This window comes from Streptomyces caeruleatus, assembly GCF_001514235.1.
Classification (GTDB): Bacteria; Actinomycetota; Actinomycetes; order Streptomycetales; family Streptomycetaceae; genus Streptomyces; species Streptomyces caeruleatus.
The window spans coordinates 237,589-263,323 of the sequence record NZ_KQ948926.1 but is presented as its reverse complement, the minus strand read 5'-3'; the positions used below and the strand labels follow the sequence as shown (position 1 = coordinate 263,323).

The following is a 25,735-nucleotide window of genomic DNA, read 5'->3' as shown; positions in this document are numbered from 1 at the left end:
CCGATGACGGCGCCCGTGATGCTGAAAACCAGTTCTGAGGCCGCCTGATCCGAGCGATGGGCGCGTTGGCGCACACCGGCTCTGGCCCAACTTGGCTGGGGAGGGACAGCCCGCGCTGCGGGCAAAGTGGAGTGGCCGGAGCGCGGGCTGGTGCATGCGGGCCTCCACTGTGCGGGGCGAATCAGCGGGCGTGCGCGCGGCGCCGTGAGCTAACGGAGTGCGGTGGTCAATACGGGTGCTCCGCCTCACCTTCGGGGGAGGGAGAGTGGAAGCCCTAGAAGGTCTTGAAGACGTTCCGCAGTGAGTGTCGGGCTTGTGGCATGGATCGTCGTGATGCCGAGGGCGTGTGCTGGTGGAAGATTCGCTTCGATGTCGTCGACGAAGATGCAGTCCTGCCCTCGGCAGCCGAGCTGGTCCAGCGTGAGCTGGTAGATCTGCCGGTCGGGTTTGCGTAGGCGGACTTGTTCGGACAGTACGACCGCGTCGTGGGCGTTCTCAAGTTGCCATGGCTCGTATGGGTTGAACGGGCTCATGCCCATGCTGTTGGACAGCACGGCGGTCTTCAGGCCGGCGCTGCGGATGGAACGGGCGGCGTCAACGATGAGGTGTTCGGGACGGAGGGTCGCCAGGGCCCGGCGCATCAAGTCGGTGCCGTCGATGTCGAGCAGGCTGGCAATTCCCGAGTTCCAGTATTCCTGGGTGATGTTACCGCGTTCCAACTCCGCGTATAGGCGGCGGCCGGTGGGATTGACGGAGACGGCGTGGAGGTAGGCGTCGTCGGGCAGTCCGCATTCCTTGGAGAAGGCGCGGGCGCAGTCGTCCAGGCTCGTGGTGAGGACTCCGCCAAAATCGAATATGACAGCTCTGTATGGCATGGCAGTTCCTGGGGTCATCGGCTGATCTGCGCGGTGGGGTGCGGTGCCTGGGCAGGCAGGCTTCAGGAGGGTGCGGGGACGAGTCGGTCAGAGGTGCGCGGCGCCGGGCAAGCGGCCCAGGATTGGTACGGGAGTAAAGGCTTCGGCGTGGGACGCACCGATCCGGCCGCCCCACAGTGCGGCCAGGTTCTGGGCCATCGGGCCGAAGTGATCGTCGATCGGCTGCGACCGGTGCTCGGCGAGGGCGCGCATCTTCTGGTCGAAAGTCGTCGTGATGTCGATGATCACCGGGGCGTTGACCGGGCCGCTCAGTGTCAGCGAGTTGTAGCTGTCGCAGGTGTATAGACGTCGCGGGCAGCCGGTGTGGATGTGCGCCTTGGGCAGGCCCGCAAGAACAGCGGCTGCCACCGCCCGGTGGTCGGGGTGGACGTCGTCGACGGGGTGGGTGATCAGGACCTCCGGCCGGTACCGACGTATCAGCTCGTCAACCGCGGTGGCGTCCAGAATGTCCCGGAGTTCGAGTTCGATGCCGAGGGCCTGGGCGCTGGCGGCTGCTTCGGCATTGCGCACCTCATCGTGCGTCTTGACCGCGCCGATCACAGGAGCGTGGCGGGCGTGCAGGGCGAGCGTGCCCCCGGCCCACAGCTCCAGATCATCGGGGTGGGCCATGACGGCTAAGACGGATCCCGGCACTCTCACCACATCCCCAGCTTCTCGATGACGTCCGCCGGCCGGGGCAGCGACGGGCTGGCGTGTCCGGTGGCCTGCCAGGGGATGGGCACATCGCGGCGCATCCGGCTCAGCTCGCGCCAGCGCAGCACGTCGTCCCACGCACTGGTGATCGCGGCCCCCTTGGTGCCGGCGAGCCGACCGGAGGCAGGAAGATCATCAAGGGTCAGGCCGCCGTCGAGCAGCCCAGCGGCGGTTTTGGCGCCGATGCCTTTGACGCCGGGCAGGTTGTCCGACTTGTCCCCGGTCAGGGCGCGGTAGTCGGGCCACTGGGCGGGGGTGACGCCGTAGCGCTCGTGGACCTCGGTGTCGGTGATGATCCGCTTGGACGCTTTACGGGAGCGGTTGATGATCCGTACGCGTTCCCCGTCCAGGAGCTGGTAGTAGTCCTGATCGGCGCTCATGATGCGGATCGGCTGGTCCAGGTGCCGGTGGACGAGGGTGGCGACGACGTCATCGGCCTCGGCGTCGTCGATCTCCACCCAGGCGATCCCGTAGGCGTCGAGGGCCTCCTTCATCGGCGCCAGGAACTGCAGCGGCGCCAGGGCCTCCGGCGTGGACTCCCGGTTGGCCTTGTAGTCGGCGTCGGCGTCCTTGCGTCCGGCGCTGCCGTGCTCCCCGTCCAGGACGACGCACACCTCGGCCGGTGCCGTGTCCAGGTCGTCGCGGAGGGTCACTCGCAGCAGGGCGAAGAACGCGAACAGGCCCGTCAGGTTCCGCTGCTTGTCGCGGGAGAAGATCGGGGCTGGGAATCCGAAGTGCCCGCGCCACAGCACGTTGAAGCCGTCGACGAGGAACAGCGGGGTTGCCGAGGAAGGAGACGGGGCTACAGCACCCATCACGACACCGCCTTAATAAATTGCAGGGCGATTCGGTCGGGCCTGTAGTCCTGAGCCAGGTGGTACATGGCCTTTGAAGTTCGCCCGTAGGCTACCGGATCGGCGAGGAGTGCATCGGCAAGGCCGAGGAGCGTGTTGGGCCCTGACCGGGGATCGCCCATCAACCGCTCGGCGGCGTACGGGTGTTCAAGGAGGGCAGGGAGGTTGCCGACCGGGTAGCTGACCACGGGCACGCCCACGCTCATGGCTTCCAAGGCCACGAGCCCGAACGTCTCACGCAGGGACGGAACGATCACGGCGGCGGCCCCGGCCAGCCAGGTGGGAACCTCTCGCCAGGCCAGGCCCCCTTCGAACAGGGTGATGCGCGTCGAGGCGTCCGCGACGGCCCGGCATTCCGCCCGGAGCCGGGCTTGGGAGCCCGTGGCCGACTCGAAGCCCGCCGCCGCGACCATGACCTCCAGATCCCTGCCCCAGCCGGCGGCGGCCGTCAGCAGCGGCACGAGACCCTTCTCGTGCCCGAGGCGGGCCAGCACCCGCACGGGCCCGGACCGGCGCCGTTCGACGTGATCGTCGTCGGGCGGTGCGGAAGGCGCGTGAAGGAGCGCATTGGGCACAACGCGCCACTCGCCGGTCGACAAGCCGGCAGCCTCGGCCTCGGCCCGCACGACCGGCGAGGGAATGATCACTCTGTCCGCGCGGGCGAGAGCCGCGGGGGCGTCCTCCGCGTTCGGCAGCACGTGCGCCGCGAGCACCCGGCATACGCCGTCGGGTAGATCGGCGGCCAGCCGCCCCAGACCCCACAGGGCGTCTGCGAAGACGACCGCGTCGGCCCGGTGGCGGGCGATGATCTCCCAGAGGCGGGCCTGGAGCTTGTCCTCGTGCTGCAGGACAGCTCTGCGCAGCGTCTCGTCCGGGCACGGGAAGGCGACCGGAAGGTCGAGGTGCTCGATGGCGACACCGTCGAGCCCGCTCCCCGCCTCGTGCGGTACGGCGGTGGCGATGGCGACGCGGTGGCCAGCTGCGGCCAGGCCGCGGGCGAGCGCGGCCGTGGCGCGTTCGATGCCGGCGGGTGCGTCCATCTGCCAGGAGGCGAGAACGAAGACGATGCCGCGGGCGGTCACGCGGATGTTGGTCACGGCGTGTGGATCCTCTCGGGCATGGGCAGTGGCTGCATGGCGGTGTCCGGGCGGGGCTCCCAGGGGAAGACCACCCAGTCGTCTACGTCCCAGGCCCACCAGTTGGGGCGCAGAGGGCTGCCCACGTTCCGGCACAGGGCGACGGTGTCCATGCGGACATCCGGTGCCAGGCGCGGAGCGAGCGCCTCGGCGACCGCGGTGAAGGTGGCTCCGGTGCCGCAGATGTCATCGACGAGGAGGGTGCGCCCGCCCGGCGCGGCGGGAAAGCCGTCCGGGATGTTGACCGTCACCGTGCCGGTGGCCTGGGTGTACAGCGCGTCGGAGGTGTTGTGCTGTGCCTCGACGTGGCACACGGGCACGCCGAGCCGGGTGGCGATCTCTTCGGCGGGCCGCCGTCCGCCGCCTGCGATGCCGATTACCGTGGCGATCGGGCCGGCTGCGGCGGCGGCATCGGCAAGGAGTGCGAGCGCCGTCTGGTACGCCTGCGGAGTCAGCAGGTAGGCGGTGCGGTGACGGAAGATCCGCTGCACCGGTTCTGTCCGGGTCATCGCCGGGCCCCCTCGGCGAGAGGGAGGTGCAGATCGGCGACGGTCACCAGCGGGCGTGTGGCCTGGATATCGGTGGCTCCGCGCACGTTGTGGTACACCTGCCCGTCGGCACGGATCACCGTGAACCCTTCGGCTAGTTCGCGGGTCCGTAGCCGGATACGGAGCCCGTGAGGCGGCCGGACGGACTCCACGATGCGCCGCGCTTCGGCGTCCGGGACAAGCTCGGAGGCGGCGAGGCCGGCGCCGTCCCCGATGGGCAGCATCTGCAGGAAGGTGACGCCGACGGCGCCGAGGTCGGCGGCCAGGTCGGCGACCGACTGGGCCCGGTGGGCGGTGGACTGCATCAGGACTACGTGCAGTTGCACCGGCACACTCTGGGCGACGGCGGCGCGGACGCCGGCCACGGCCCGTTCGAAGCTGCCCTTGCCCCGCCAGTGGTCGTGCGAGGCGGCGTCGGGGCCGTCGAAGCTGACGCGCACCGCATCGAGAACCGGGGCGAGTTCCTCCGCTCGGCGCCGAAGGTGCCAGCCATTGGTCGTGCAGCTGACCGCGGCCCTCTGGCTGGCGAGCGCCTTCAGCAGCTGCGGCAGGGACCGCAGCAACAGCGGCTCGCCACCGGAGATGTCGTGGCCGAGGACGTCGCTGTCGGCGAGGAGGCCGGCGATGCGCTCGCGCTCGGTGGCGCCGCTCTCGGGGAGCGTCTTGTCGTCCAGACACTGCGGACACTGCAGGTTGCAGCGCACCAGAGGCGACCAGCAGACGTTGAAGGGGAGGTGGGTGTTCACCTGTTGCTGGGTGACGGTGGGCCACTCGGCCACCTCCTCGTCGTCCAGCAGGACCCGCCCGGCGGTCACCTGCCGACTGGGGGTGTGGGTGAGTTCGGTGGCCGGGTCGTACACCAGTGGCGTCTTCCCGAGGGTGGCCGCCGCGAAGATCCGGACTGTCATCGGTTGATCACCTCGGACTCGGCGAGCAGCTGTTTGGCGGCGTCGCGGAAGGCAGTGGTCCGGCTGTGCGGGACCGGACCGTCGAGCAGGCGGCGGTAGTAGGCGAGCGTGCTCGGCCAGCCGGCGAGCTTGGTCTGCCACTGGGCTTCGGCGTCCGGAGGATCGAGGTGGAAGCCGACGCACTGCCGCAGGGGGACCACTAGGCATCCGGCGGAGATGAGAGCGGCGCCGAGGTGGGTGTCCTCCATGCCCCAGCCGACGAGCCCGAACACCGGGTCGAAGCCCCCGACGTCGACGACCTTCTCGCGCGGGGCAGCCATCAGGGCGGTGACGACCACGCGCGGGAGGTCCCAGTCCAGATACGTGGTGCCGTGGCCGAGCTTTTGGAAGTCGTCGGTGTCGTTGAGGGGGCTGCCGGTGGTGGGACGGTCCAAGGTGATGCCGGTGTACATCTGCTTGCCTCCCTGGCTGCGCCAGGTGACACGGTGGTCGGCGGCCAGGTCGGGCATGCCTCCGGGAACCTTGGCGACGCCGTCACGGCCCGGCTGGTAGGGGGCGTTGTGGCGGAAGCCCAGCAAGACGGCATCCGGGCGGGAGCGGGTGGCGATGTCCGCGAGGACGTGGGGCGCGAGGACCATGTCCCCGTCCAGGTAGACGACCGTGTCGGCGCTCGCCAGGGCGGTCCCGGCGTTGCGAGCCGCTGCGGCACCGCTCTGTGTGCGGAGCCGAATCAGGGTGTCGACCGCCGGGTGGGCTGCGGCTATCTCGGCGGTCGCATCCTCTGACGCGTCGTCCACCACGATGGTCTCGACGGAGCCGTTGGTGTCCTGGGCGGCGAGGGCGTCGAGTACGGGCCCCAGTGAATGAGCCGTGTTCCGCGCCGGAATCACGATCGACAGGGCATGGCCGGCCGCCAGGGTGGCGGGCGTGGGGGCGTGCCAGGCGATACCGGTGCGTGCTTCGAATTCCTCCCGCAGCCTGCTGTGGTCGTTGGGCCGGGTGGTGAGGGCCTCGGCGAGGGTGAGCGTCACGGCCAGTTCCAATCGTCGAGTACGGCGGCGGCCTGGGACCAGCCGCGGGGGTCGGGGATCCAGTGCATGAACGGGCGGTCCTCGTCGGCGAGCAGGTCCGCGATCAGGACCAGGTAGAGCGGCTCGGCCACGACCAGAAGTCGTGCCCGGACATCGAGGGCGTCGAGACGCCAGCGCAGTTGGCGGTGCACCGTGGGGCGCAGCACGGAGGCGTGCTCGGCGGTGAGCGCCTGGTCGTAGGGCAGCAGCGGGGTATCGGCACCGACCAGGCCGTGCCTGGCGGACAGAAAGAAGACACGCTGACGCAGATCGGGTTGATCGCCCACGCGTTCGCGGAGCTGCGGCGCGATGCCGCCGGCGTACAGCTCAAGTACGGGGACGGGGACGATGGTGTCCGTCTTGCGACGCGAGCATGCGGCCAGCACCAGGGTGCCGGGCAGTGGGGTGGTCATGGTTCACGCACCACCCTGAAGCCGATGCCGTCCGACTCAAGTTCGGCCGGTGCGGCGTTGAGGAAAGTCGACTTGGCGTACAGAGCAGGGGAATTGTGGGAAGCGCCGCGCAGGATGAACCCGCTGCCGAGGGTGGTGCTGCTGGTCCACTCCCAGACGTTCCCGGCCATGTCGAGCAGCCCGTCCGGCGTCGCCCCGTCCGGGTAGGCGCCCACGGGGGTGGATCGGCCAGGCCCGCCCCGCAGGTTGGCTCGCCGAGGCGTGGGTTCCTCCTCGCCCCAGGGATACGTGCGACTGGTGGGCCCGGATGCTGCCCACTCCCACTCGACGGAGCGGGGCAGCCGTCCTCCCAGCGCGCGTGCGAGGGCGGCTGCATCGGGTTGTGCGAGGCCCGTGACGGGCCTCGGGTCGGTGCCGCAGGCGAGCTGGGCCCAGCTCAGGACCGTCCGTGTCCACTCCAGGGTGCGCACTTTGATGCGGCGCTGTTGATCGCCGAAGCGGCATATCCCACCCTCGATACGGACCCAGCGGATTGTGCTGCCCACTGTGGCGGTGACGGCGGTCGCCGAAGACGCGGTCATGAGGATCACCCGCTGATCAGGAACAGGTCCTCGGCGTGGGCCGAGGAGCGGATACGGCTCTTGTCCGGGTGCGGGCGCAGGCCGGCCGCTGCGAGCGCGGCTACCAGCGCGGTGTGGGCGTACTCCGCCTCGGTGCGGCTGGTGGCGAAGAGGCAGTAGTTGTCCGCGAAGCGGACCACTGCCAGGTCCCGCAACTGTGCGTCCACCTGCGACAGGCGGAGGTTGATGAGCAGTGGGCTCAGCCCGCACCCCGGCATGATCGGGTCGGGCAGGGCGTCCAGGGCCGTACGCACCCTGGCCAGGAAGGTGCCGTCGTGGACGTGGCCGGCCAGCCAGTCGAGTACTTCGCCAGTGCCCGCTCCGGCCGACGCCCGCTGAACATCGACGTCGACCACCCAGGTCCGTCCCTGGGCGAGGTGCTCGGCGGCCTGGCGCAGCGAAGTGAGCCGGTTGCGGCCTCGGCGAAACCCCGACACCCACGTTGCGAACGCGGTTTGGTCCAGAACGGGTTCGACAGCGCGGCGCATCGCCCGGTGGACGACGCGGTCGCGGACCGTGGGGATCACGGTGTCGATGTGTTTGCCCGTGTACGCGACCACGTGCGACGCCCGCAGAGGTCCGGGCTGCCATGTGCCCTGGTGTAGCTGCTCGCCCAACTCGTCGAGCTGCGCCTTCAATCTCGTGCGGAACCCTGCCCAGCTGAGGCCGTCCGCCCCCGGCGCGGACGCCCGGCGCATGCATTCCCGGGCGGCTCGTTTCAGGTGTACCGGCTCGATCAGATACGGCATCAGCGAATGGGGTGCCACGCGAGGGGAGTTGGGCGCTACAGTGAAGGCAGCCTGGGTGGCTGGAACGATCCCGCCCTCCTTTTGAGAGCCGCTTCCCAACACGCGCGGTCCTGGAGAGCCGGAACGACGGCCCCACCCAGGCGTCGTCATGTCAGCCTCCATATCCGCCTCCCGGCCGCGAGTCCTGAGTTCCCGGCACCGGCAGGTCCGCCCTACGGGTGACCGCTGGCAGGTCGGCCGGCCTGTGGCTCTCGGGGCGGACATGGAACGCCTTCCAGCTCACGGGACTGGGTGCGGGTTCGACTCTGTTCACTGGTCGGCTCCCTTCAGCGCGAGCCCACGGAACAGCTGTCCGAGGGGCTCGTTTGAGCTGAAGCGGCCGCGTGTGACGGCGTTGGTGGTGAGCGCTCCCATCGCTCGGACGCCCCGCATGCTCATACACGCGTGCTCACCTGCCGCCGACACCGCGATGTCCGAAGCTCCGGTGACCTTCGCCATCTCCTCGGCGATGCCGCCTACGATGCGCTCCTGAAGCTGCAGGCGGTGGCCGTGGGCCTGGGCGATCCGGGCGATCTTCGAAAGGCCCAGGACCTGGCCGACGGGGCAGTAGGCGACAGTGAGGGTGAGCGTCATCGGCAGGAGATGGTGTTCGCAGAGTGAAGCCACCACGATGCCGGAAACGATCACGACTTCCTCGCCGTCCACGTTGGCCTGCTCATGAGTGAACAGCGTGTCCGTGCGCCCCGGTTCGTACTCAAGGAACTCCGACCACCAGCGGGCTACACGCCGGGGGGTGTCTTTCAGGCCATCCCGGTCGGGGTCCTCCCCGAGCGCGAAGAGCAGTTGTCGGTACAGGCCGGCGACCTGCTCTTGGTCGATGACCGGTTGGCGCGGCGAGGACGCGACGTGGCTGGTGGTCAAGGTGCTCTCACTGTTGTCGGCCGCTTGGCGGGGCGCGGTTCGGGACTCAGCGGCCACGCTCATCACCCCACAGAAGGACGTGCAGACGGGTCCCGAGCCGCCAGCCCCGCCCGGCGACCGGCTCGACCAGGGTCCGCATCCCGTCCAGGACCGCCTCGGGGGTCGTGCCTTCGGGCATGACGGATATGGGGGCGAGGCCATACGTCGCCTCGAGCCCGGCGATCTCGTCCAGCTCGCATGGGTCCGTGACCACGAACTTCCACCGCGTTCGGCCGCTGGCTGCGAGGGCACGGAGCGCGTCGGGAACGATGCGTCGGCTCTGTGGCATGCCGGATCCGAACCCGGACAACTTGGGCGAGGCGTTGAACCACGGACCGGCGTCCACGAGCTCCTTCGCCGGGGGAATGGTGCCGTTGGTCTCGATCTCCACGTCCCGGCCGGCCGCCCGCAGCTCCTGGACCAGCGTCAGCAGCTCCGGCTGCAGGAGCGGCTCGCCGCCGGTGATCACCACCAGCTTCTCCGGGCGGCCCAGCACCCAGCCGAGAAGGTCGTCGATGCTCCGCCACTTCGATTCGGCCCGCAGATCGAACCTGGAACTGTCCCACGTGTAGGGGGTGTCGCATCCTCGACAGATGAGGTTGCAGAGCATGAAGCGGATGAAGAGCGCGGGAGTGCCGGTGCTGGGTCCCTCGCCCTGGACCGTGTCGGCGAACGTCTCGGCGATCCTCAGCGAACGACGCTGGGGCGCTTCCAGCAGTGCGGCCCTCATGCCGGCCTCCCCTCGTGTTCGCCCCAGGTGCTCTCCGTCTCGGACACCCGTACGGTGAGGACCTCTTCGTCGATGCCGGCGATGTCCCGCTCGGCCAGCCACTTCGCGAAGTGCTCGGCCAGGTGCTCGCAGGTGGGGTTGAACGCGAAGACGTCGTTGAGCACCTGGCCGTCGAGTCCGCTGGTGAGGTAGTCCGCGAAGGACGGCGGCAGGTTGACCGGGGCGGGCCACTCCGGACCGCTGGCCGGAAGGAAGACCCGGTAGGTGTGTCCGTGGTGGTGACCGCACTGGTGGCCGGGGGGTAACCCCTCAAGCCAGTGCGTGGCGCCGAAGTCCACCGCCGTGCCGGCCGGAGGCGACATGGTCCTGCCAGTGCGGATGCGGACGTCCTGGAGCACCGAGGAGACTGCGGCCGGCAGATGGTCCCGGGCCCATCCCCTCAGGTGCTCCGCGATTCCCTCGTCACTCGGGTCAGGTACGACGTCGTTGAGCATGCGGTGGTCGAGAACGGCGTCGATGTGCTTCTTCACCGGGGCAAGCTCACCGAAGTCGGCGACGAATCCCGGGCCGGTTAGCGCCTCGGAGGCCAACACGATTTCGGCGGTGAAGGAATGACCGTCCCGCCGACCGCTGAGCTCGCGGGTCGCCTCGAAGCGGAACAGCTTCCCGATGCGCCACTTGCCACTCATCGGCGCTCTCCCGCCGCTTTGTCCGCGTAGGGGGTGGGGTCCGAAACTCCCGCCACCTGGAATGCCTCCCGGCGCTCCCAGCAGGTGCCGCACGTTCCGCAGTGCAGGTCACCGCCCTTGTAGCACGACCAGGTCTGTTTGAACGGCACTCCCAGTTCCTCCGCCGCGGTCACGATGTCTGCCTTCGTGGCGTTCAGGAACGGCGCCAGGACCTGAAAGTCCTCGGCGAGAAAGCCCTCGTTGCCGACGTGGATCGTTCGGGCGATGTGTTCCAGGAACTGCGGCCGGCAGTCTGGGTAGATCGCATGGTCCCCGGCATGAGCGCCAAAGGCCACGGTGTCCGCCTTCGACGCCACCGCGACCCCTGCTGCCACCGACAGCATGATCGCGTTGCGGTTGGGCACCACTGTGATCCGCATGCTGTCGTCGCTGTAGTGCCCGTCCGGCACAGGGATCGTCGTATCAGTCAGTGCCGACCCGCCCAGAATGTGGCCCAGGCTCCTTAGGTCGACCACGTCATGCGACGCCCCGAGTTCCTCGGCGATGAGGGCGGCGGACTGCAGCTCCTTGCGGTGGCGCTGCCCGTAGTCGAAGGACAGCAAGCTCAGGCTGGCGCCTTGCGCGGCCAGCAGGTATGCCACGGCGGAGCTGTCCAACCCGCCGGAAGCGATTACGACCGCATGACGCGGCACATGTCCAGTCATCTCCAGAGAACCCTTCGAGATCCCCCGGGCCATCCAGCGCGGGGAAGTGGAGTGAGTCCGCCCTCAAGTAGGGGCGGCAGTCGGACGAGGTCGCCGCAGCGACGGGTGGAATGCGGCGGACGCGGCACCCAGGGACGTAGCCGAGGCCACCGCCTGGCACTATTGGGCTCCAGGCGGGCAGGATGAGGCGACCATGAGGAGCGCTCACTCACGATCTTCCTCAACTCCCGGAAAGGACCGTCATCTTGGAGAGCGAGGAGCGGAGCACTTTCGCTGCGGAACTCACGCACTGGCGCAACGTGCGGGGTCTGTCGAAGGCGGCCCTCGCGGGACGGCTCAACATCGATCCCTCGTACGTCAGCCACATGGAGGCCGGCCGCGAGCAGGGGAGTTCCCAGCTGGCACGCCGTGCTGATGCGGAACTCGACGCGGGTGGCGCCCTGTGGCAGGCGTGGCAGCGCACCGATGCATCGCCGCAGGCGGCCGAGCAGTCCGAACCTCCATCCAGCACTGGGCTGTTGGTCCTGGAAGACGAGGCGGCCCTGAGCTTCGACGGCAGCGTCTACCACCTGAGCATGCGTCGGCTCCTGCGTAATGTCGGCATCGACCCCGTCACCCGCTACCTCGTACGCATCGCAGTAGACCGCTACCCCTCCGAGCCCGAGCGCTCCAACGCCCTGTACCGGCGCAGCCCGCTCACGTGGGACGAACTGGGCTTGACGGCACACTGCGGTAACGAACCGATGGACTGGACCGTCAAGCACGACCGAGACGCGTTCAAGGAGGTATGGCTCCGGTTCCGGAACTCCACCAGCCGCTTCCCGCTCTACCCGGGGCAGGAGGCGGAGATCACGTATTCGTACTCCGTCGGCGCGGAGCTGTGGGGTCCCTGGTTCCAGCGTGCCGTCCGGCTTCCCACTCGCCGGCTCGCCGTGGAACTCGCCTTCCCCCGCGATAGCGAACCGTCCGTGTGGGGCACGGAGACTTCCATGAGCGCGGACTTCGCTCCATTGCGCACCCCGCCCCAGCGCACCGAAAGAGGCGACCAGTCCGTCTTCTCCTGGGCGACGGTCGATCCGACTCTGCACGCCCGCTTCCGCCTCGAATGGCGCCTGAAGAGGGCTGATGACACGAAAGAGAACGACCCTGTGAACACCCTCTCCGCCAGCCAGGCGATGGCGAACGCCGGCATTGTCCAGGAGGGCGCCCCGGTCCTCGTTCGCCCCGCTCGCCCCTTCGACCTGCCAGCTGAAGCCGACGAGGCCAAGCAGGTCATCCGTGAGCTTCTGGACGCTGTCGGCCGTGTCCGCCAGCTGCACACCTTCGGCAAAGGCATGGGCATCGCCGCCCCGCAGATCGGCATCGACCGATCCGCCGCCGTGATCTTCCCGCCTGAGGCCGGAGCGGAGCCGATCGTGCTGCTGAACGCCACTGTCGCCGAGTCCGCTGAAGAAGAAGACGAACAGTACGAGGGCTGCCTCAGCTTCTTCGACGTACGCGGCCTCGTGTCTCGTCCCCTGAGTATCGTTGTCGCCCACAGCGACCTCGACGGCACCCCACACCTGTCCCGCCTCTCCCAGGGTCTGGCTCGCCTCGTCCACCACGAGGTCGACCACCTTGGCGGGGTGCTGTACCGCGAGCGCATGCGCCCAGGCGTGCAACCGATTCCCGTCGAGGAGTACCGCGGCACCGGCCAGCAATGGACCTACGGCTGACGCCTTTCTCGGGGCGCGGATGTGACTGATCACCGGACCGCCGCCTGTCTGGCGGCAGCATGCGATCCGGGGCGATGGGCGGTGCTGATGCCCCTGTGAGGGCACTGGACCTGCATGTTCATCCTGCTCTCGTTCAGGCGGTCGTGCGTGGGGGAGAGCCCGCGGGAGGGGGTTCTCCCTCACGTGCTCCGTCCGGTGCCGAGCCTTCTTGCAGGTCCGGTCGCCGGGGGGACTCGCCTGTTTCCAGACGGGGCGTCTCGTCAGCCTGCGCACAGCGCGTACCGGCCTTGGGTGAGCACGCGTTCCAGGCGGGTGCGGTGGAAGCGGTAGAGCAGCAGTGCGTGGTCGGAAGCCTCGCGGGTGTCCTTGGTGTCGACGACCTCGACGTACTCAAGAGCGGAGGCCACGCCGCCGACGGCGTATCCGCGATCGACGCGCTGTGGCCCGCCCTGGTCCGGCTTGCTGAATCCAGCCGTGGCCGCGAGTGCGCCGTTGCCGACGCCGCTGATGTGGTCGGCAGCGTGACGGGCGAGGTCCACGTACCCGGCATCGATGAGAACGCCGTCGGGACGGGTGTCGCTGCGGCGGGTGCCGTCTGCGTCCAGGTGGGTGCGCTGCACCATGTGCGCGCGGTCGGTGACCGTATCCCAGTTTGGCAGCGCGACGGGCTCGGCCCGCCGTGGATAGCTGTTCGTGTCTCCGGCCGCAATGGTGGCCATGCCGGTCTCGGCCTGTGTGGTCAGCCATCCGGCTTCCGTGAGTCGCTGGTCGGCGTCGTAGTAGCACATGTGGAACGACACGAAGTTGAGCGGCACGGTGCAGGCGCCGAGCTGCGCCTGCACCCGGCAGGGGTGCAGCCACCATGGCTTGGCGTGTGGCTTCTGCTCGGCGACGTGGAACATCTCGGCCCGCAGGTACACGGCGGTCGCGATGTCGGCGTCGACGTACGGGTTGGGCGCGGCTAGGAACCCGCGTAGCCTCAGCCGCTTCTCCGCGGCATGCATGAGTCGCCCACCGCGTTCCCGGCTGTGTTTCGCCTCCTGCTGGAGTACGACGTCGGGGTTGTACTCGGCGAGGATGTCGAGTGCTAAGTCGCGGCGTTCGCCGTTCCGGCCGCCGTCGGCCTCGATGTTCCAGACGGCGACGTCGACGGTGCTGGCGTCCATGGAGTCCCTTCATTCCAGATCGAGTAGGTCACGTGGGATGTGGGTGGGGTTGGGCCGGCCGCTGGCTACTCACAGAGCGCGGCCGAGGCGCGGGGTCTCCGCGCTGCCTCCTCCCGCGGAGGGCGGGGTCGTGAGTCCGGTGGGAGCGGGCGCAGCGGTCCTCGCGACCGGGAGGAGACCCCCGTCCTAGGCGTCGTCGTCAGGCGGGTTCAACAGATCTCCTCGTGCTGGACCGCTGGGCGGGTCGGCCGGGCCCGTCGGCTGTTGTCCAGCGGACGGACGATTGGTCCGTGGGCAGGTGATGACGGCGGCGTAGGCGTGCGAGTGCGCGGCGGACGGCAGACAGCGGATGCTCCCGGTACGCCACTGCGCGGTCGGGACGAGGCCCGGTGGGAGCGGGGGCCACGTGCCCAGCAGCGACTGGATCTGCTTGAGCGGGCGGGGCCGGTAGGTGATGCCGGCCTTGGCGTAGTGGTCGATGAGGCTGTTCATCGCTTGCGGGTCCGTGTCGGTGCTCGCGTGGGTGATGGAGATGGCGCTGCCAGCCGGCAGCCAGTCCCGCAGGGCGGCCATTGCCGTGGTAGCCGCCTCGTCGTCCACCCATGGAAGAAGGTCGTGGGCCAGGACGGCGATGGGCTGACTGGGGTCGAGGGTGTCGTGGATCTCGTGGTGGTTGAGGAGTTCGTCGATCTGGCGGATGTCGGCCCGGAGGGCGGCGGTCGCGGTCTCCTCCAGGAGGAAGCGGGTGAGGGCGAACACCATCGGGTCGTTGTCCACGTATATGACGCGGGAGGCCGCGTGGACGCCGACCGCGGCCTCATAGGTCAGGGCGGGTTCGTGGCGCTCGTGTGCGCGGCTCCAGCTGGAGGGCAGCCCGCATCCCAGGTCCAGGAACTGAGTGATGCCGAGTTCGCGTGCGAGGACGGTCACGGCTTGGGGCCCGTGCCTCTGGTTGATCGTCACCATGTCCGTCAGCCACGGGGCCGAGCGCAGGAGGTGGCCGGCCAGCTGCCGGTCGGCTTTGTAATGGTCGGTCCCGCCCGTGAGGAAGGTGTTGATCCGCGCGACCGCGGGACGCAGGAACCAGCCTTCTGGCAGGCCAGTGTGGGTCGTTTGCGTCGTCGTGTTCATCGGTGGGTGTTTCCTCGCTGGCAGGTGTGTGACGCCTGGAACGCCCCTCGGTCCCCGAAGCGCCGGAACGGGAGGGCAGGTCCCTGCCGCCGAGCGGGGAGTTAGGGGGTTGCTCGGCGACAGGGAGTGGAACCCGTGCGCGGCATTGGATGACGACGGGGCTGCCGCGCACGGGAGTCAGCAGGTGTTGCTCTGATCAGTGGAGCTGGCCTGTTCGAGCCGCCGGGTCAGCAGATCGGCCTGGCCGGGGTCGAAATAGAGCTCCACTCGGTCGGGTTCATGCCGGCATCCCGTGCTCCCCTGTGCCTGTACGAGGGATTCGGTGACCCCGGTGAGCAGCCAGGCGAGCCGGTCGGTCAGGCGGCGGATGCCGCGGCCACGGGCGAGGTCGAGTCCGGCGTCGATGCCTGGGGCGCCAAGCAGTGCGGCGAACGCGGGGCCGGTGCCCGCGTCTTCGGAACCGTGGAGGACGAGGCTCAGCTGGCCGGGTCCCGTCACCTCGACCTCGTAGGCCAGGCGGTGGGCGGCGAGTGCGCCGTCCAGGGCTGCTGCGGCGGCATGCGTGGCGATGCGCGCGTCGAGAGCCAGCGCGGTCAGTCGGTGAACGGCCTCGGCCGTGGGGAGCCTGATCACGATGTCCATGGCATCGTTGAACCGTGCGCTGGCGTCGATGCTGTGTTCGGCGAGCCAGGCGTTGGCCTGGTCAGGGTCACGGTCGAAAGGCATCCTTCCGGCCGTGAGCAAGGTCAGGTCCAGGGCTGCGCCGGGCGCTGCCTCGACCCGGGCAGCGATCCGGGCGGCCACGAATGCGTCGTCCAGATGCTTGTGCAGCTCAGCCGCCGACGGCGTGCCGGTGTCGGACGGACAGTCCAAGAGCGGGGTGTCGGGCATCAGAACATCAGCTCCCTGTCTTACGGATGAGGGCTGTCCACCGGGTAGGCGACGGCGGTGACCTGGCCGAAGACAGCCCGGCCGGGGAATGTGCTGGTGTGGGCGTCAACTACGGGCAGCCGTTGCACGGTCACCAGTGCTCCGTCGAGCAGGGCCTGGCGGTGAGGAGGATCGAGCACGACCCTGAGGACGATGGGCTCCTCTCCGTCACTGACGCCGATCTGCTGGGGGCAGCATTCGGCATGCCCCGGGGCTGGAATGGATGGCGCGGGCGCCGCGGGCGGGTCGGCGACTATGCGGTACGAGCGTGAGCGGCCCGCGTCATAGGCGATCAGCCCCATCTTTTGCAAAAGGCTGAGCTGGCGGGTCACGGAGGACGTGCTTGTCAGCCCGGCAGCGTCGCCTATCTCGCGTAGTGAGGGCGGGTATCCCTGCTCTTTGGTGGCGTCGCCGATGAAGGCGATGATCCGCCGCTGCCGCTCTGTCAGTTCGGGCGGTGCCGTCGTGTGCCGAGTGGCGGTGTCGTCAGTTGCCTCGGGCGCACTGCCGTCCGCTACCAGTAGAACGTCATTCGTCATGGATTACCTGGACAGGTCAGTGGGTGGATGAAGCATGGGACGGGAGGAGCGGGCCTGCCGCGCAGGGTCATGCGGGGGCCGGGTCTGGTGTGGGCTGGCTCCAGGCGGCCTCGGACGCGAAGTGCTCGGACCACTGCCGGGGACCGGTTCCCAGAGCGGTCCTGGCCAAGTGGATGCGCTGGAACTCACCGGTGCCCGCAGGCGAGTAGGTGTGCTGGATGTCGCGGAAGAAGCGCTGGAGTTCGCAGTCGCCGTCCAGGGCGCGGGCACCGTGCAGCTCCATCGCGTCTCGTGCGGACTGGGCGGCGAGCTGGTGGCCGGTGAGCTTGGCACCGACGAGCAGGTGGTCGCAGGCCACACGGTTGTCCAGGAGGTGGACGGCGCCGTAGGCGGTGGTCAGGGCAGTCTGGAAACGCCCCTGCATCTCGCCGAGACGGTCCTGGATGACGGGATGCTCAGACAGGTAGCCGCCGTAGCGCGGCCGGCTGCTCAGGAACTGCGCCGTGGTCTCGACGAGTGCTTCGTGGATACCGAGGCTGACGGCGGTCAAATTGGGCCGGCCGTAGAGGACGCTGGCGCTCTGCGCCACATCCATGCCCTGGCCGACCTCGCCGAGAACGTTGGCCGCCGGTATGCGGACCCGGTCCAGAATCAACCGCCCGGCCGAGAAGCCGTGCAGCCCCAGCCGCGCCCGGTGCATGCCTTTGCCGAGTCCTTCGCGTTGGTTCTCGACCAGGAACGCGGTCAGCGCCTGGGAGGCGGAAACGCCAGGTGGTGCGGTGCGTGCAACGACGACGTGGAGACCCGCGAGGTGGACGTTGCCGATGTGGATCTTCTCGCCGGTGATGACCCACTCGTCCCCGGCCAGTTCGGCGACGGTCTGGATGCCGCCGATGTGGCCGCCGGCGTCCGGTTCGGTGACCGCGATGGACATCAGCACCGTGCCGCCGGCCACCTTCGGCAGCCACCGCTGCTTCTGCTCGACCGTGCCCCAGTGGCACAGAGCGCCGACGGGGATCAGAGTGGCCTGAAGGATCGCCGCCACAGCAGCGGAGACCACACCGACGCGGTGGATCAGCACCGTCTTGGCGACATGCCCGGCCGCCATCCCCCCGTACTGCTCGGGGATGGTCACGCCGAACCAGCCCCGCGCCGACATGAGCCGGGGCAGCTCCCGCTCCAGCTTGCGCGGAGCCGCCTCCATACGCGAAACACGGCGCGCGACGTGGTCAGCGGCGAACTCCTCTGCTTCAGCCCACAGTTGCTCGTGGGCGGCGGTGAGATACGGGCGGAGCGCCGGGGGTGGGGTGTCGGTGGTGGGCATGGGCGTCTCCCTCTCCCTGTGTGGGGTCGCAAGGCGGGGTGCGGCCGGATCCGCGGGTGGGGGCCTGGAGGGGGTTGTGTGTCAGGGGCCAGAGGTTTTGATCTTGAGGACGTCCGCCGTGGTCTGGGCGGCGTCTTTGACGATGGCCTGGAGCCTGGCCGCATCGTTCAAGGTGCGCGGCTCGGGGTCGATGATGCAGAAGGTGAGCAGGACGAGGCCGGTGGCGTCGTCGATGACGGGGCTGCCGAAGTAGCTCTGGATGCCGATGGAGTCGGCGACGTGGTTGCTGTCGAACCGGGGGGAAGCGGCCACGTCGGGTAGCGGCAGGCCCCGTCGGCGCTGTACGACCTCGGGGCAGTATCCGTGGCCGCGGCTCATCGTGCGGCCTACGACGGGGTAGCCGGCGTCGGGCGGCGGCTGGTAGAGGCCGAGGAAGGTCTGTTCTTCGCCGAACGCGTTCGCCATCGCGTAGACGAACCCGCTGCGCTGGGCCATGTCGGCGGCGATGTCGTCGAGTACCTCGTGGCCTTCCAGGCGGATGCCCAGCTCGTTGAACCTGTTCAGGCGCTGTTGCATGTGGGCGAGTTCGGTGGCCGGGTCATCGGTGAAGGTCTCGATCTGGGCGGTGCGGGGTGCCGGGATGGGCACGGTGGGGGCCTGGTGGTCCGGGGGGTAGGTCATCATGCGTCCAGGAGGGCGGAGTTGGCGGATTTGGTGTTCGCGATGTGCTGGACCAGGGTGATCAGGACCCCGGCCACGGAATCGGCGTTGCGGGCGTCGCAGAACATCAGCGGTACCTGCTCGTCCACGTCGAATGCCTCGCGGATCTCGACCGCGGTGCGGGGCGTGGTTCCGGGAAACCGGTTGATGGCGATGACGAAGGGCAGGCCGAGCTGTTCGAAGAAGTCGGCCGCGGGGAAGCTCGACTCCAGGCGTCGGGTGTCGGCCAGCACCACGGCGCCGAGCGCCCCTTCGGACAGGTCGTGCCAGAAGCTCCAGAAGCGGGGCTGTCCTGGCGTGCCGAAGAGATACAGCTCCACGGGGTCGGGGACATCCCAGCCGACGCGGCCGAAGTCGAAGGCGACCGTGGTGGTCGTCTTGTCCTCGATGCCGCGGAGGCTGTCGGTTGCCGTGCTCTGGGTGGTGAGGACTTCCTCCGTGCGCAAGGGCGTGATGTCGCTGACGGCTCCGATGGCGGTGGTCTTGCCGACGCCGAAGCCTCCCGCGATGACCAGCTTGGCGGTGGCCCGGGTGGCAGGCTGCGGGAACTGGGTCATGGAATTCACCCGGCCTTCGCGGTCGCGTTGGGGTGCCGGCGCTTGAGACCGGCCGTGATCGCGTGCAGAAGTTGCAGGTCGCTGTCCTCGCTGCGCCGGTCCGGAATGGGAAAGGCCAGTGCCCCCGCGTCGATCAAATCGGAGACGAGAACGGACACTGCGGTCACGGGGAGAGCGAGGGTGCCGGCCAGCTCGGCGAGCGGCCGGTGCCGCTGACCGCACAGCTCGACGATCCTGACGCTCTCCTCGGCCAGCCCGGGGCGCGGCGAGCGGCGTCCGGGCCCCAGAACGGTGTGGAGAGCGAGGTGGTGCCGGGCGCGAGTGCGGCCGTCGGTCACCGCATACAGCCGGACGATGGTAGCCGTGTCGTCCAGGGCCTCGGCCTCTAAGGAGTCCTGGCCTGTCGGGGAGTTCATGCGACACCGTCGCCCTGGCCGTCGTGGGCGCGGACCGGGGTCGTCATGAACGGGGAGAACCGCTGTACCAGACGCCCGACGGCGTAGGCGACGGTACCGACGTTCGCGTCCGTGCGGGTCAGCACCAGCAGCACCGTCGCGACGCTCTTGCCGTTCTCGGTGAACGCGCTACCCACCCCGGCCTCGGTGAGGAGGAACAGGGCGTCGTCCCGCTCGATGAGGACCTGCTGCACCGGCCGCTGCTCGCCTTCGGGGCGGCCTTTGACACCCTTGGCCAGGGCTGCCAGTCCCGAGGCCGCCGCGGCCAGTTCGTCGGCCCAGTCCGCGTCGGATTTGGTGGAGAGCATGTTTGAGGGGACGACCTGCGTCAGGCCGTCGCGGGAGGCCAGCAGGGCGTGCGTGACACCGGGGGTGTCCTCTACGAACTCGTCGATCAGGCGCGTCATCTCCCCTTTGACCTCCTCGGGGGAGATCACGGGGGCCGCGGCGTTCACATCGTGGGTCATGGCGGATCGCTCCATGCGAGGTAGTGGGGGTCAGGACTGGGGGGAGGCGGGCGTGCCGGGGACAGGGGTTGGATCCGTGTCCAGCCCGGCGCGCAGTCCCGTACGCCAGTCAGCCAGGGCCTGGGGGTTCGCGGCCGGGGCCGGCGCCCCAGGCCCGTCGGCCGCGTGGTCAGGCATCGGCCTGGACACCCGCCTACGCCGGGGCAGCGGAGATGCGCTGGCACGGTCGGCCTGCTCGACAGGACGTCCGGAACCTGGCGCGGGGCGCACGGGCTGCTGCGCGGCCCCCGCAAACGCCAGTTGCGGAGCGGCGGACACGGGGGCGGAGACCGTGACGGTGCCGATCGTGGGGACGGTCGGAACGAGGTACTGATTGGGGACGATCACGTGGGCGGTCGTCCCGCCCATCGGGTTCATCGCCAGCCAGACCTTCAGGCCGTACTTGGCAGCGATCTTCGAGGTAGTGACCAGGCCCAGGTTCCCCGATCGGACCTGGCCTGCCACATCGGCTTGAGCCGGGTCGGCGAGGAGCTGATTGAGCATGTCCCGCTTGTGCGGGTCCATCAGCAGCGTGGCCCGGTCCTCAACCTCGATCAGCAACCCGCGGGCCACCTTCTGCGCACGTACGGTGACCTTGGTTGCCGGATCAGAGTGCTCCAGGCCGTTGTCGATGAGTTCGGCGAGCAAGTGCGCGATGTCGGGGTGCACATGCGCGGGCAGCGCGAACTTGCTGCCGACGTCGCCGGACACCGTCTGCACTCGCGTGTACTTGACCACCTCGGACTTCGCCCCGCGCAACACTGTGGCGACCTGGACAGGTGCCCGCGTCTCGCGCAGGGACTGGCCGCCGAGGACGACGGAAACGCTCTCCACCATGCGACGCAGCCGCGTCGCCAGGTGGTCGATCTTGAAACTCCGGTCCAGGAGTTCCGCGTCCTCGGTGGCCGTCTGCAGACGGGTCAGGTGATCCAGCAACTCATCGATCAGCCCGTGCTGGCGCCGCGTGAGGGTCCGGTGCATCGCTACGAGTACCGCCGCCTGCGACTCGTCGTGCGTCCGCAGCAAGGCGCCGGCGCCCTGCACCTGGAGGTGGCCGATCAACTCGATGACCTTCTCAAGCGGGCCGTCACCAGCCAGTTGAGGCTCCTGCGGGAGCGGTGGGCGGGCGCCCTGGCAGAGCTGCTCTGCTGTCCAGATCATGGTCTGTTCGGCAGCACTCGCTGATTCCGCGATCCGCTCGAAGTCGGCAGCACGGTGGTCATGAAGAGACATGGCCACGGCCCGTATCCGCAAGACGCCAACCAGGCCGGCGATGAGGAGGCTGCCGCCGAGCGCCAGCGCGAGCTGCGTGATGCTGAACTCGTACAGCCACGCGGCACCGAGGACCACGCCCCACAGCGCGATGATGCACACAAGCGGCGCGGCCAGCACGCCGGCGACCTCGTCGAAGAGGTAACGGTCCACCCGGGGCCGGCGGTCTCGCCGGCGGCGGTGGGTGACCGGGCGAGTGGGGGACACACGGTCAGACATGGGGATCCTCAAGAGTCGAGGGCTGAACAGGGACGAAGAACAGGAAGGGACGGTGCGCGGCGCGCATCGAAAGGCGAGGCGTGCAGCACGACGCGGACGCTCTTACCGAATCCCTCCGGCGGAACCTGAAGGGAGACGTCGCCTCCCAGCGCGCGCACCAGCCCGAGGCCCGTAGGCTTCTGAGCGGCAATAGCGCGTTCGAACGTGGCGAACTCGGGTCCCTGATCCGCCACCTCGACGACCAAGTCCTCCGTCTCATCCAGGAACAGCACCAGCAGGACCTCACCCGCGCCGACATGCTCCACGGCGTTCTGCACCAGCTCCGTCACGACACGAAGCGCAACAGTGCGATCCCCAGCCCAAGCCGCCATCGCCAGCCGGGTCTGAGCATGCAACCGGGCCAACCGCGCGGTGCCTGACGCAATCGGCCACTTCCGCTCCCACCTCTGAGGGCGGACTGGCCCGTCATTGTCGGTGAGCGGGGATTTGAGGGCAGGGACGGAGGCTGTCCGTCCGCTCGGAGCCGATGACGGACAGTCAGGCGCCGCCACGGAGAGGGCGAGACTGTCTGCCTCTTCGCCGACACGAACGGTGACGTGCGTGATAGCTCCGCTGACGATGGGGCTCATGCAACGCCCCCTACCAGCCCGGCTGCGGGGCGATGGGGAGCGATGATCTCACCGTTCGGCAACAGTTCCCCTGTGTCGTCGAAGATGATGGTGCCGTTGCAGAGCAGGCACCAGCCCTGTGTGTCACCGCGCGCGATGACCTTTGCGGCCTCTCGGTCGGGAGCATCGGGGCTGGGACACGGTGGGCTGTGCCGACACATGGTGTGCTCGTCCTCTCGGATGTCTTGGGTGTGGGAAGGTGCTTCTTCGACGGTTACGAGGCCGCAGTGGAAGGGAACGCGTACGCCGAAGCGAGGGACGGGGGCGCGTGCTCCCGGAGGTAGGCATCGATCGCGGTCTCGCTGTAGCCGTAGAACCGGCCCCGAGCGGCGTCGTCCCACATCGGAGATTCCGCGCCCCACTCGACCACGTGGCAGGTGTCGCGGTACGGCGACCAGCGGACTCGAAGGTTGGGGAATCCCGACCGAGCGTCGAGGAGAGAACGGACCTCCAACGCGAGTGTCACAAGCTCCAAGGACATGTATCCACCACGGCGGGCACCGCCAACCGGTACGGCGAGCAGCGGCGCTCGAAAGAGGCAGACAGCAACAGACTTGTTGAGCATCGTCGTGTCAGCAAGACGAGCACGGAAGTACTCGTAGTCGTAGGCGTGTCCCGCGGGCAGCAGACGCACATTGAGCGCTGAGCGAGTCCCGGTGATCACGCCACCTCCCTGGAACGCTTCGCAGCGAGTTGCTCCAACGGCTCGCTGGTGCCCCGCGTGCCGCTTCTACTTGCTTGGACGGGACTGACCGTCTGCGGAGTCCCACAACCGGTGGGGGCGCGGCTGAGGTGCTGAAGGGCAGAGGCGAGGCACTGGTCTGCAGGCAGGCTTGTATCGATGACGATCTTCGGGTCCGGAATCGGCTCAGCAGGCGCTTCGTTCGCAACGGCGAGCGGCTCCGTGGATGTCGGGCTGGCTCGGGCACGGTCGACGGCTACCTCGTCGGGGCAGACGCACTCGATGATGCGGAGAGGCTGGTCTACGCCGGATGCGAAGCGGCGCAGGGCAAGGACCTCGCGGATCCGTGTGAGGGGGCGGCCGTCGAGCACTACAACGTCTCCGGGCGTTGTTTCCAGATGCCAGACCGCGGCCTGAAGGAGGAACTCGTACAGGCGATCGTTCTGCTCCGGCGAAGCCGGTGCTGGCCTAGGGAATAGCACCTTCTGTAGCGCGGCTTTGTCGAGCAGGACGCCCGACATGGCCTTTGCCAGTGCTTTGGCGAGCGTCGTCTTTCCGGTCCACGGTCGGCCGCCCACGGCGACGATCATCGACTCTCCTGTCCGTGCACAATTCACGTTGACATCCCCGTCACGCCGATTGAGGCAGGCCAGCGGTCGTGAGGCATCGGAAGAAGGCACACACCTTCTTTCCTTGGCCTGGACCCGGGTTCTGACGGGGCGCCACAGTCCAACCGTCCGCCAGCGCGTCGACGAGTAGCAGCCCGCGCCCGTCGGTGGCCTCGGCCGACGGCTGGACGCCGATCAGCGGCATCTTGTGGGAGTTGTCAGCCACCAGCACTGCGATGGCTTGGTCCAGGTCGAAGGCGAGCGTGAGGTCGATGAGCTCGCTCTCACTCGGCGGCCGGGTTCGGGCGTGCAGAACCGCGTTGGTCACCAACTCGCTGACTGTAAAGACGACCCGATCATTGAGACCGCTGCCCTCAGCGAATCCCCACACTGCAAGCTGCTCTCGGGCGAAGCGTCGGGCGATGCCGACAACGCCGGCCTCGCACTCGATCTGAATCGTGGCACGCTCGGTTCCGTCTCCGAAGGCCAACAGACCCTCCAGATACTGCCGGTTCATCACGGTCGTCATCGCGTCCACCTCCCAGTTTTGATGGCGCGCGCCGCCGTCTCCTGGTCCATTGGCCGGGATTGACGGCGCCCGCTGGCTCAATGACCGGGGCACTAGTTCCTCTGGCCAGCGAGCGTCTGTGGGCTTTCGAGTGAGCAAGATTCGCCCTGGAGACGTTGCCGGGCAACAGTCAGCGACCGCTGATCAGTGACTCCCCACTCCTGCAGTCACTGTTTTCATGACTATGCGTTGGAGAAGTGACTGTTTTGACGCAGAGTCGATGGGCCGTCACTACGCTGTTGGGAGGTGAGCCTGGTGAGGGAGGGTTGATGGACCGTAGTTCGCACCGCCCGTCCTGCGCGCGCCGGTTACGGCAGGAGGGCGTCGGCCGTGGCCAACCCATCCACGAGATCGCTCAAGTTATCCACAACCACTGTTCGGTCTCACTGCTGCGCGCGCATCGTCTGGCACGAGGACTAACCCTTAAGCAAGCGGCGGACGGCCTCAATGCAGTGGCGGCGGCACGAACGCAGGTTCCGCGAGCGGACAAGGATCAACTGGGGCACTGGGAGACCGGCCGACAACCACGCTCGCACACGATTGGGCTGCTGTCCGAGTTCTACGGATGCCTTCCTCATGACCTGGGGCTTGATGTCGCAGCGGTTACTGTTCGCCCGTCATCATCCAGTGAACTGGTCCTGGCGGAGCATTCGCCGCCCCTACCGCGGGTCTTCCTAGGCGCAAGCACGAGTGAGTCGCTTGAGCAGCGAGTCGATGCTGCACGACGTTCGGTGGACCGCACCCTTGCTGCTGGCACTGTTAACGCGACACAGCTGGATCTTCTGGAAGAACAGGTGCTTTGGGCGCGGGAGGAGTACCTCTTCACGCCACCCACACCGATGCTGAAGACGCTCCTTGGGCACCTGGCAGAGGTCGAGCATCTGGCGATGGACCGGCAGCCGGCCTCAGTGCAGGTACGACTCTCCGAACTCGCTGCGATGCTAGCCACGTTGGTGGCCGATGCGCTCATGAAGCTCGGTGACCTGACGAGGTCACGGTCATGGTTCGCGACAGCCCGCAACGCTGCGGACGACAGCGGCAACGTGGAGCTTCGGGCACGAGTGAGGGCGCAGGCCGCGATGCTCCCCTTCTACTACGGTCCGCTGGAGTCGGCCGTCTCTCTGTCCAGGGAGGCTCGCATCCTCAGCCGGGGTCGGCCCGGTGCCACCGCAGCCTTCGCGTCAGCGGCAGAGGCGCGAGCCCTCGCGAAACTAGGTGACGCTGAGGGGGCGGAGGCCGCCCTCCGGCGTGCGATGGCAGCGTTCGAGCAGAGCGGTGCCGGAGGCGGTGCCGACAACGATGCCTTCGCCTTCCCGCAACGGCGCCTGTTGCTCTACGAGAGTGGGACGTTGACCGCTCTCGGCCGGACCAGCCAGGCACGGCGCGTACAGGAGGAGGCGCTGAGCCTCTATCCGAAGAGGACCGGCATCGACCCAGCCCTCCTCCACTTTGAGGCAGCTCTCTGCCTTGTGAAGGACCGCAGCCTGGCAGAGGCATGCCAGCTGGCCGGAGCGACGTTCCTGCGAATCGATCCCGCCCACCGCACACCGATCGTGGAGGAACGTGCCCGCGACGTCATCGAAGCCCTTCCGCCCGCGATACAGGGCACTCGTGCAGCGCGGGAGCTGCGCGAGATCCTTGCGCTTCCTCCCGGGCAGAAGTGACA

Annotated in this window: 31 protein-coding genes; 2 read left to right on the top strand and 29 right to left on the bottom strand. The window is 68.5% G+C overall.

All coding sequences use genetic code 11. From position 1 onward, the window contains the following. Positions 1 to 245 precede the first annotated feature (245 nt). The 14 genes from AQJ67_RS09935 to queC form a co-directional block, all read right to left on the bottom strand. Positions 246 to 875 (bottom strand): HAD family hydrolase, encoded by a 630-nt coding sequence (locus AQJ67_RS09935; protein WP_062717726.1) that lies wholly within the window; start codon positions 873 to 875, stop codon positions 246 to 248. 87 nt (positions 876 to 962) lie between these two features. Next, positions 963 to 1,544 carry a PIG-L deacetylase family protein gene (locus AQJ67_RS09930; protein ID WP_062717725.1) on the bottom strand — a complete coding sequence of 194 codons (582 nt, stop codon included), beginning with the start codon at positions 1,542 to 1,544 and terminating at the stop codon, positions 963 to 965. A gap of 26 nt (positions 1,545 to 1,570) precedes the next feature. Beyond that, positions 1,571 to 2,443, bottom strand: a complete 873-nt coding sequence (locus tag AQJ67_RS09925; RefSeq protein ID WP_208614936.1) for a 5'-3' exonuclease — start codon at positions 2,441 to 2,443, stop codon at positions 1,571 to 1,573. Beyond that, positions 2,443 to 3,579 (bottom strand): glycosyltransferase family 4 protein, encoded by a 1,137-nt coding sequence (locus AQJ67_RS09920; RefSeq protein WP_208614935.1) that lies wholly within the window; start codon positions 3,577 to 3,579, stop codon positions 2,443 to 2,445. The genes AQJ67_RS09925 and AQJ67_RS09920 overlap by 1 nt, the downstream gene beginning before the upstream one ends. Beyond that, positions 3,576 to 4,127: a phosphoribosyltransferase gene (locus tag AQJ67_RS09915; RefSeq protein ID WP_062717724.1), complete on the bottom strand. Its 552-nt coding sequence runs from the start codon at positions 4,125 to 4,127 to the stop codon at positions 3,576 to 3,578. The genes AQJ67_RS09920 and AQJ67_RS09915 overlap by 4 nt, the downstream gene beginning before the upstream one ends. Beyond that, positions 4,124 to 5,074, bottom strand: a complete 951-nt coding sequence (locus tag AQJ67_RS09910; RefSeq protein ID WP_062717723.1) for a radical SAM protein — start codon at positions 5,072 to 5,074, stop codon at positions 4,124 to 4,126. Before AQJ67_RS09910 ends, AQJ67_RS09915 begins: the two co-directional genes overlap by 4 nt. After that, the gene (locus AQJ67_RS09905; protein ID WP_208614934.1) at positions 5,071 to 6,105 is read right to left on the bottom strand and encodes a glycosyltransferase family 2 protein; all 1,035 of its coding nucleotides are present in this window, start codon (positions 6,103 to 6,105) and stop codon (positions 5,071 to 5,073) included. The genes AQJ67_RS09910 and AQJ67_RS09905 overlap by 4 nt, the downstream gene beginning before the upstream one ends. After that, positions 6,102 to 6,557 carry a DUF6884 domain-containing protein gene (locus tag AQJ67_RS09900; RefSeq protein WP_062717722.1) on the bottom strand — a complete coding sequence of 152 codons (456 nt, stop codon included), beginning with the start codon at positions 6,555 to 6,557 and terminating at the stop codon, positions 6,102 to 6,104. Before AQJ67_RS09900 ends, AQJ67_RS09905 begins: the two co-directional genes overlap by 4 nt. Next, positions 6,554 to 7,138 carry a formylglycine-generating enzyme family protein gene (locus AQJ67_RS09895; protein WP_062718488.1) on the bottom strand — a complete coding sequence of 195 codons (585 nt, stop codon included), beginning with the start codon at positions 7,136 to 7,138 and terminating at the stop codon, positions 6,554 to 6,556. The genes AQJ67_RS09900 and AQJ67_RS09895 overlap by 4 nt, the downstream gene beginning before the upstream one ends. A gap of 5 nt (positions 7,139 to 7,143) precedes the next feature. Beyond that, positions 7,144 to 7,944: a reverse transcriptase domain-containing protein gene (locus tag AQJ67_RS09890; protein WP_208614933.1), complete on the bottom strand. Its 801-nt coding sequence runs from the start codon at positions 7,942 to 7,944 to the stop codon at positions 7,144 to 7,146. Positions 7,945 to 8,235: 291 nt separating this feature from the next. Continuing rightward, entirely contained in the window at positions 8,236 to 8,910 is a 675-nt protein-coding gene (gene folE / locus AQJ67_RS09885) for a GTP cyclohydrolase I (RefSeq protein WP_079055862.1), read from the bottom strand. Then, on the bottom strand, positions 8,894 to 9,616 hold the full coding sequence (locus tag AQJ67_RS09880; RefSeq protein WP_062717720.1) for a 7-carboxy-7-deazaguanine synthase QueE: 723 nt from the start codon (positions 9,614 to 9,616) through the stop codon (positions 8,894 to 8,896). Before AQJ67_RS09880 ends, folE begins: the two co-directional genes overlap by 17 nt. Then, positions 9,613 to 10,305, bottom strand: coding sequence for a 6-carboxytetrahydropterin synthase (locus AQJ67_RS09875; protein ID WP_062717719.1), 693 nt, complete (start codon positions 10,303 to 10,305; stop codon positions 9,613 to 9,615). The genes AQJ67_RS09880 and AQJ67_RS09875 overlap by 4 nt, the downstream gene beginning before the upstream one ends. Next, positions 10,302 to 11,009 carry a 7-cyano-7-deazaguanine synthase QueC gene (gene queC / locus AQJ67_RS09870; protein WP_062718484.1) on the bottom strand — a complete coding sequence of 236 codons (708 nt, stop codon included), beginning with the start codon at positions 11,007 to 11,009 and terminating at the stop codon, positions 10,302 to 10,304. Before queC ends, AQJ67_RS09875 begins: the two co-directional genes overlap by 4 nt. 245 nt (positions 11,010 to 11,254) lie before the next feature. On the opposite strand from queC, the gene AQJ67_RS09865 reads away from it, so the two are divergent. Then, positions 11,255 to 12,724, top strand: coding sequence for a peptide deformylase (locus AQJ67_RS09865; protein WP_079055861.1), 1,470 nt, complete (start codon positions 11,255 to 11,257; stop codon positions 12,722 to 12,724). 260 nt (positions 12,725 to 12,984) lie between these two features. Here AQJ67_RS09865 and AQJ67_RS09860 read toward each other — a convergent pair whose 3' ends face one another. From AQJ67_RS09860 to AQJ67_RS09795, 15 genes are all read right to left on the bottom strand, one after another. Further along, positions 12,985 to 13,890 (bottom strand): endonuclease/exonuclease/phosphatase family protein, encoded by a 906-nt coding sequence (locus tag AQJ67_RS09860; RefSeq protein ID WP_062717717.1) that lies wholly within the window; start codon positions 13,888 to 13,890, stop codon positions 12,985 to 12,987. A 186-nt stretch (positions 13,891 to 14,076) separates the two neighbouring features. Beyond that, positions 14,077 to 15,021 carry an SAM-dependent methyltransferase gene (locus tag AQJ67_RS09855; protein WP_063807307.1) on the bottom strand — a complete coding sequence of 315 codons (945 nt, stop codon included), beginning with the start codon at positions 15,019 to 15,021 and terminating at the stop codon, positions 14,077 to 14,079. 177 nt (positions 15,022 to 15,198) lie between these two features. Then, the gene (locus tag AQJ67_RS09850; RefSeq protein ID WP_062717716.1) at positions 15,199 to 15,912 is read right to left on the bottom strand and encodes a hypothetical protein; all 714 of its coding nucleotides are present in this window, start codon (positions 15,910 to 15,912) and stop codon (positions 15,199 to 15,201) included. Positions 15,913 to 15,932: 20 nt separating this feature from the next. Beyond that, positions 15,933 to 16,490: a LexA family protein gene (locus AQJ67_RS09845; RefSeq protein WP_062717715.1), complete on the bottom strand. Its 558-nt coding sequence runs from the start codon at positions 16,488 to 16,490 to the stop codon at positions 15,933 to 15,935. Between the two features lie 67 nt (positions 16,491 to 16,557). Continuing rightward, positions 16,558 to 17,814: an acyl-CoA dehydrogenase family protein gene (locus tag AQJ67_RS09840; protein WP_062717714.1), complete on the bottom strand. Its 1,257-nt coding sequence runs from the start codon at positions 17,812 to 17,814 to the stop codon at positions 16,558 to 16,560. An 81-nt stretch (positions 17,815 to 17,895) separates the two neighbouring features. Then, positions 17,896 to 18,498 carry a GAF domain-containing protein gene (locus tag AQJ67_RS09835; RefSeq protein WP_079055860.1) on the bottom strand — a complete coding sequence of 201 codons (603 nt, stop codon included), beginning with the start codon at positions 18,496 to 18,498 and terminating at the stop codon, positions 17,896 to 17,898. Beyond that, a complete protein-coding gene (locus tag AQJ67_RS09830; protein WP_062717712.1) occupies positions 18,495 to 19,091 on the bottom strand; it encodes a GTP-binding protein in 597 nt (198 codons plus the stop codon). The genes AQJ67_RS09835 and AQJ67_RS09830 overlap by 4 nt, the downstream gene beginning before the upstream one ends. 5 nt (positions 19,092 to 19,096) lie before the next feature. Next, positions 19,097 to 19,507 (bottom strand): DUF742 domain-containing protein, encoded by a 411-nt coding sequence (locus tag AQJ67_RS09825; protein WP_062717711.1) that lies wholly within the window; start codon positions 19,505 to 19,507, stop codon positions 19,097 to 19,099. Then, on the bottom strand, positions 19,504 to 20,013 hold the full coding sequence (locus AQJ67_RS09820; RefSeq protein WP_062717710.1) for a roadblock/LC7 domain-containing protein: 510 nt from the start codon (positions 20,011 to 20,013) through the stop codon (positions 19,504 to 19,506). Before AQJ67_RS09820 ends, AQJ67_RS09825 begins: the two co-directional genes overlap by 4 nt. Before the next feature lie 30 nt (positions 20,014 to 20,043). Then, entirely contained in the window at positions 20,044 to 21,543 is a 1,500-nt protein-coding gene (locus AQJ67_RS09815; protein WP_063807305.1) for a sensor histidine kinase, read from the bottom strand. An 8-nt stretch (positions 21,544 to 21,551) separates the two neighbouring features. Continuing rightward, positions 21,552 to 21,872 (bottom strand): ATP-binding protein, encoded by a 321-nt coding sequence (locus tag AQJ67_RS47525; RefSeq protein ID WP_159058737.1) that lies wholly within the window; start codon positions 21,870 to 21,872, stop codon positions 21,552 to 21,554. A 296-nt stretch (positions 21,873 to 22,168) separates the two neighbouring features. Then, positions 22,169 to 22,372: a DUF5999 family protein gene (locus tag AQJ67_RS49125; protein ID WP_079055859.1), complete on the bottom strand. Its 204-nt coding sequence runs from the start codon at positions 22,370 to 22,372 to the stop codon at positions 22,169 to 22,171. Between the two features lie 53 nt (positions 22,373 to 22,425). Further along, entirely contained in the window at positions 22,426 to 22,875 is a 450-nt protein-coding gene (locus AQJ67_RS09805; protein ID WP_062717707.1) for a DUF6302 family protein, read from the bottom strand. Further along, entirely contained in the window at positions 22,872 to 23,483 is a 612-nt protein-coding gene (locus AQJ67_RS09800) for a P-loop nucleotide/nucleoside kinase family protein (protein WP_062717706.1), read from the bottom strand. The genes AQJ67_RS09805 and AQJ67_RS09800 overlap by 4 nt, the downstream gene beginning before the upstream one ends. Positions 23,484 to 23,523: 40 nt before the next feature. Then, positions 23,524 to 24,030 carry an ATP-binding protein gene (locus tag AQJ67_RS09795; protein ID WP_063807317.1) on the bottom strand — a complete coding sequence of 169 codons (507 nt, stop codon included), beginning with the start codon at positions 24,028 to 24,030 and terminating at the stop codon, positions 23,524 to 23,526. 308 nt (positions 24,031 to 24,338) lie between these two features. Here AQJ67_RS09795 and AQJ67_RS09790 point away from each other — a divergent pair, with 308 nt between their 5' ends. Next, the gene (locus AQJ67_RS09790) at positions 24,339 to 25,733 is read left to right on the top strand and encodes an NsdA family TPR-like regulatory protein (RefSeq protein WP_107122832.1); all 1,395 of its coding nucleotides are present in this window, start codon (positions 24,339 to 24,341) and stop codon (positions 25,731 to 25,733) included. Positions 25,734 to 25,735 lie beyond the last annotated feature (2 nt).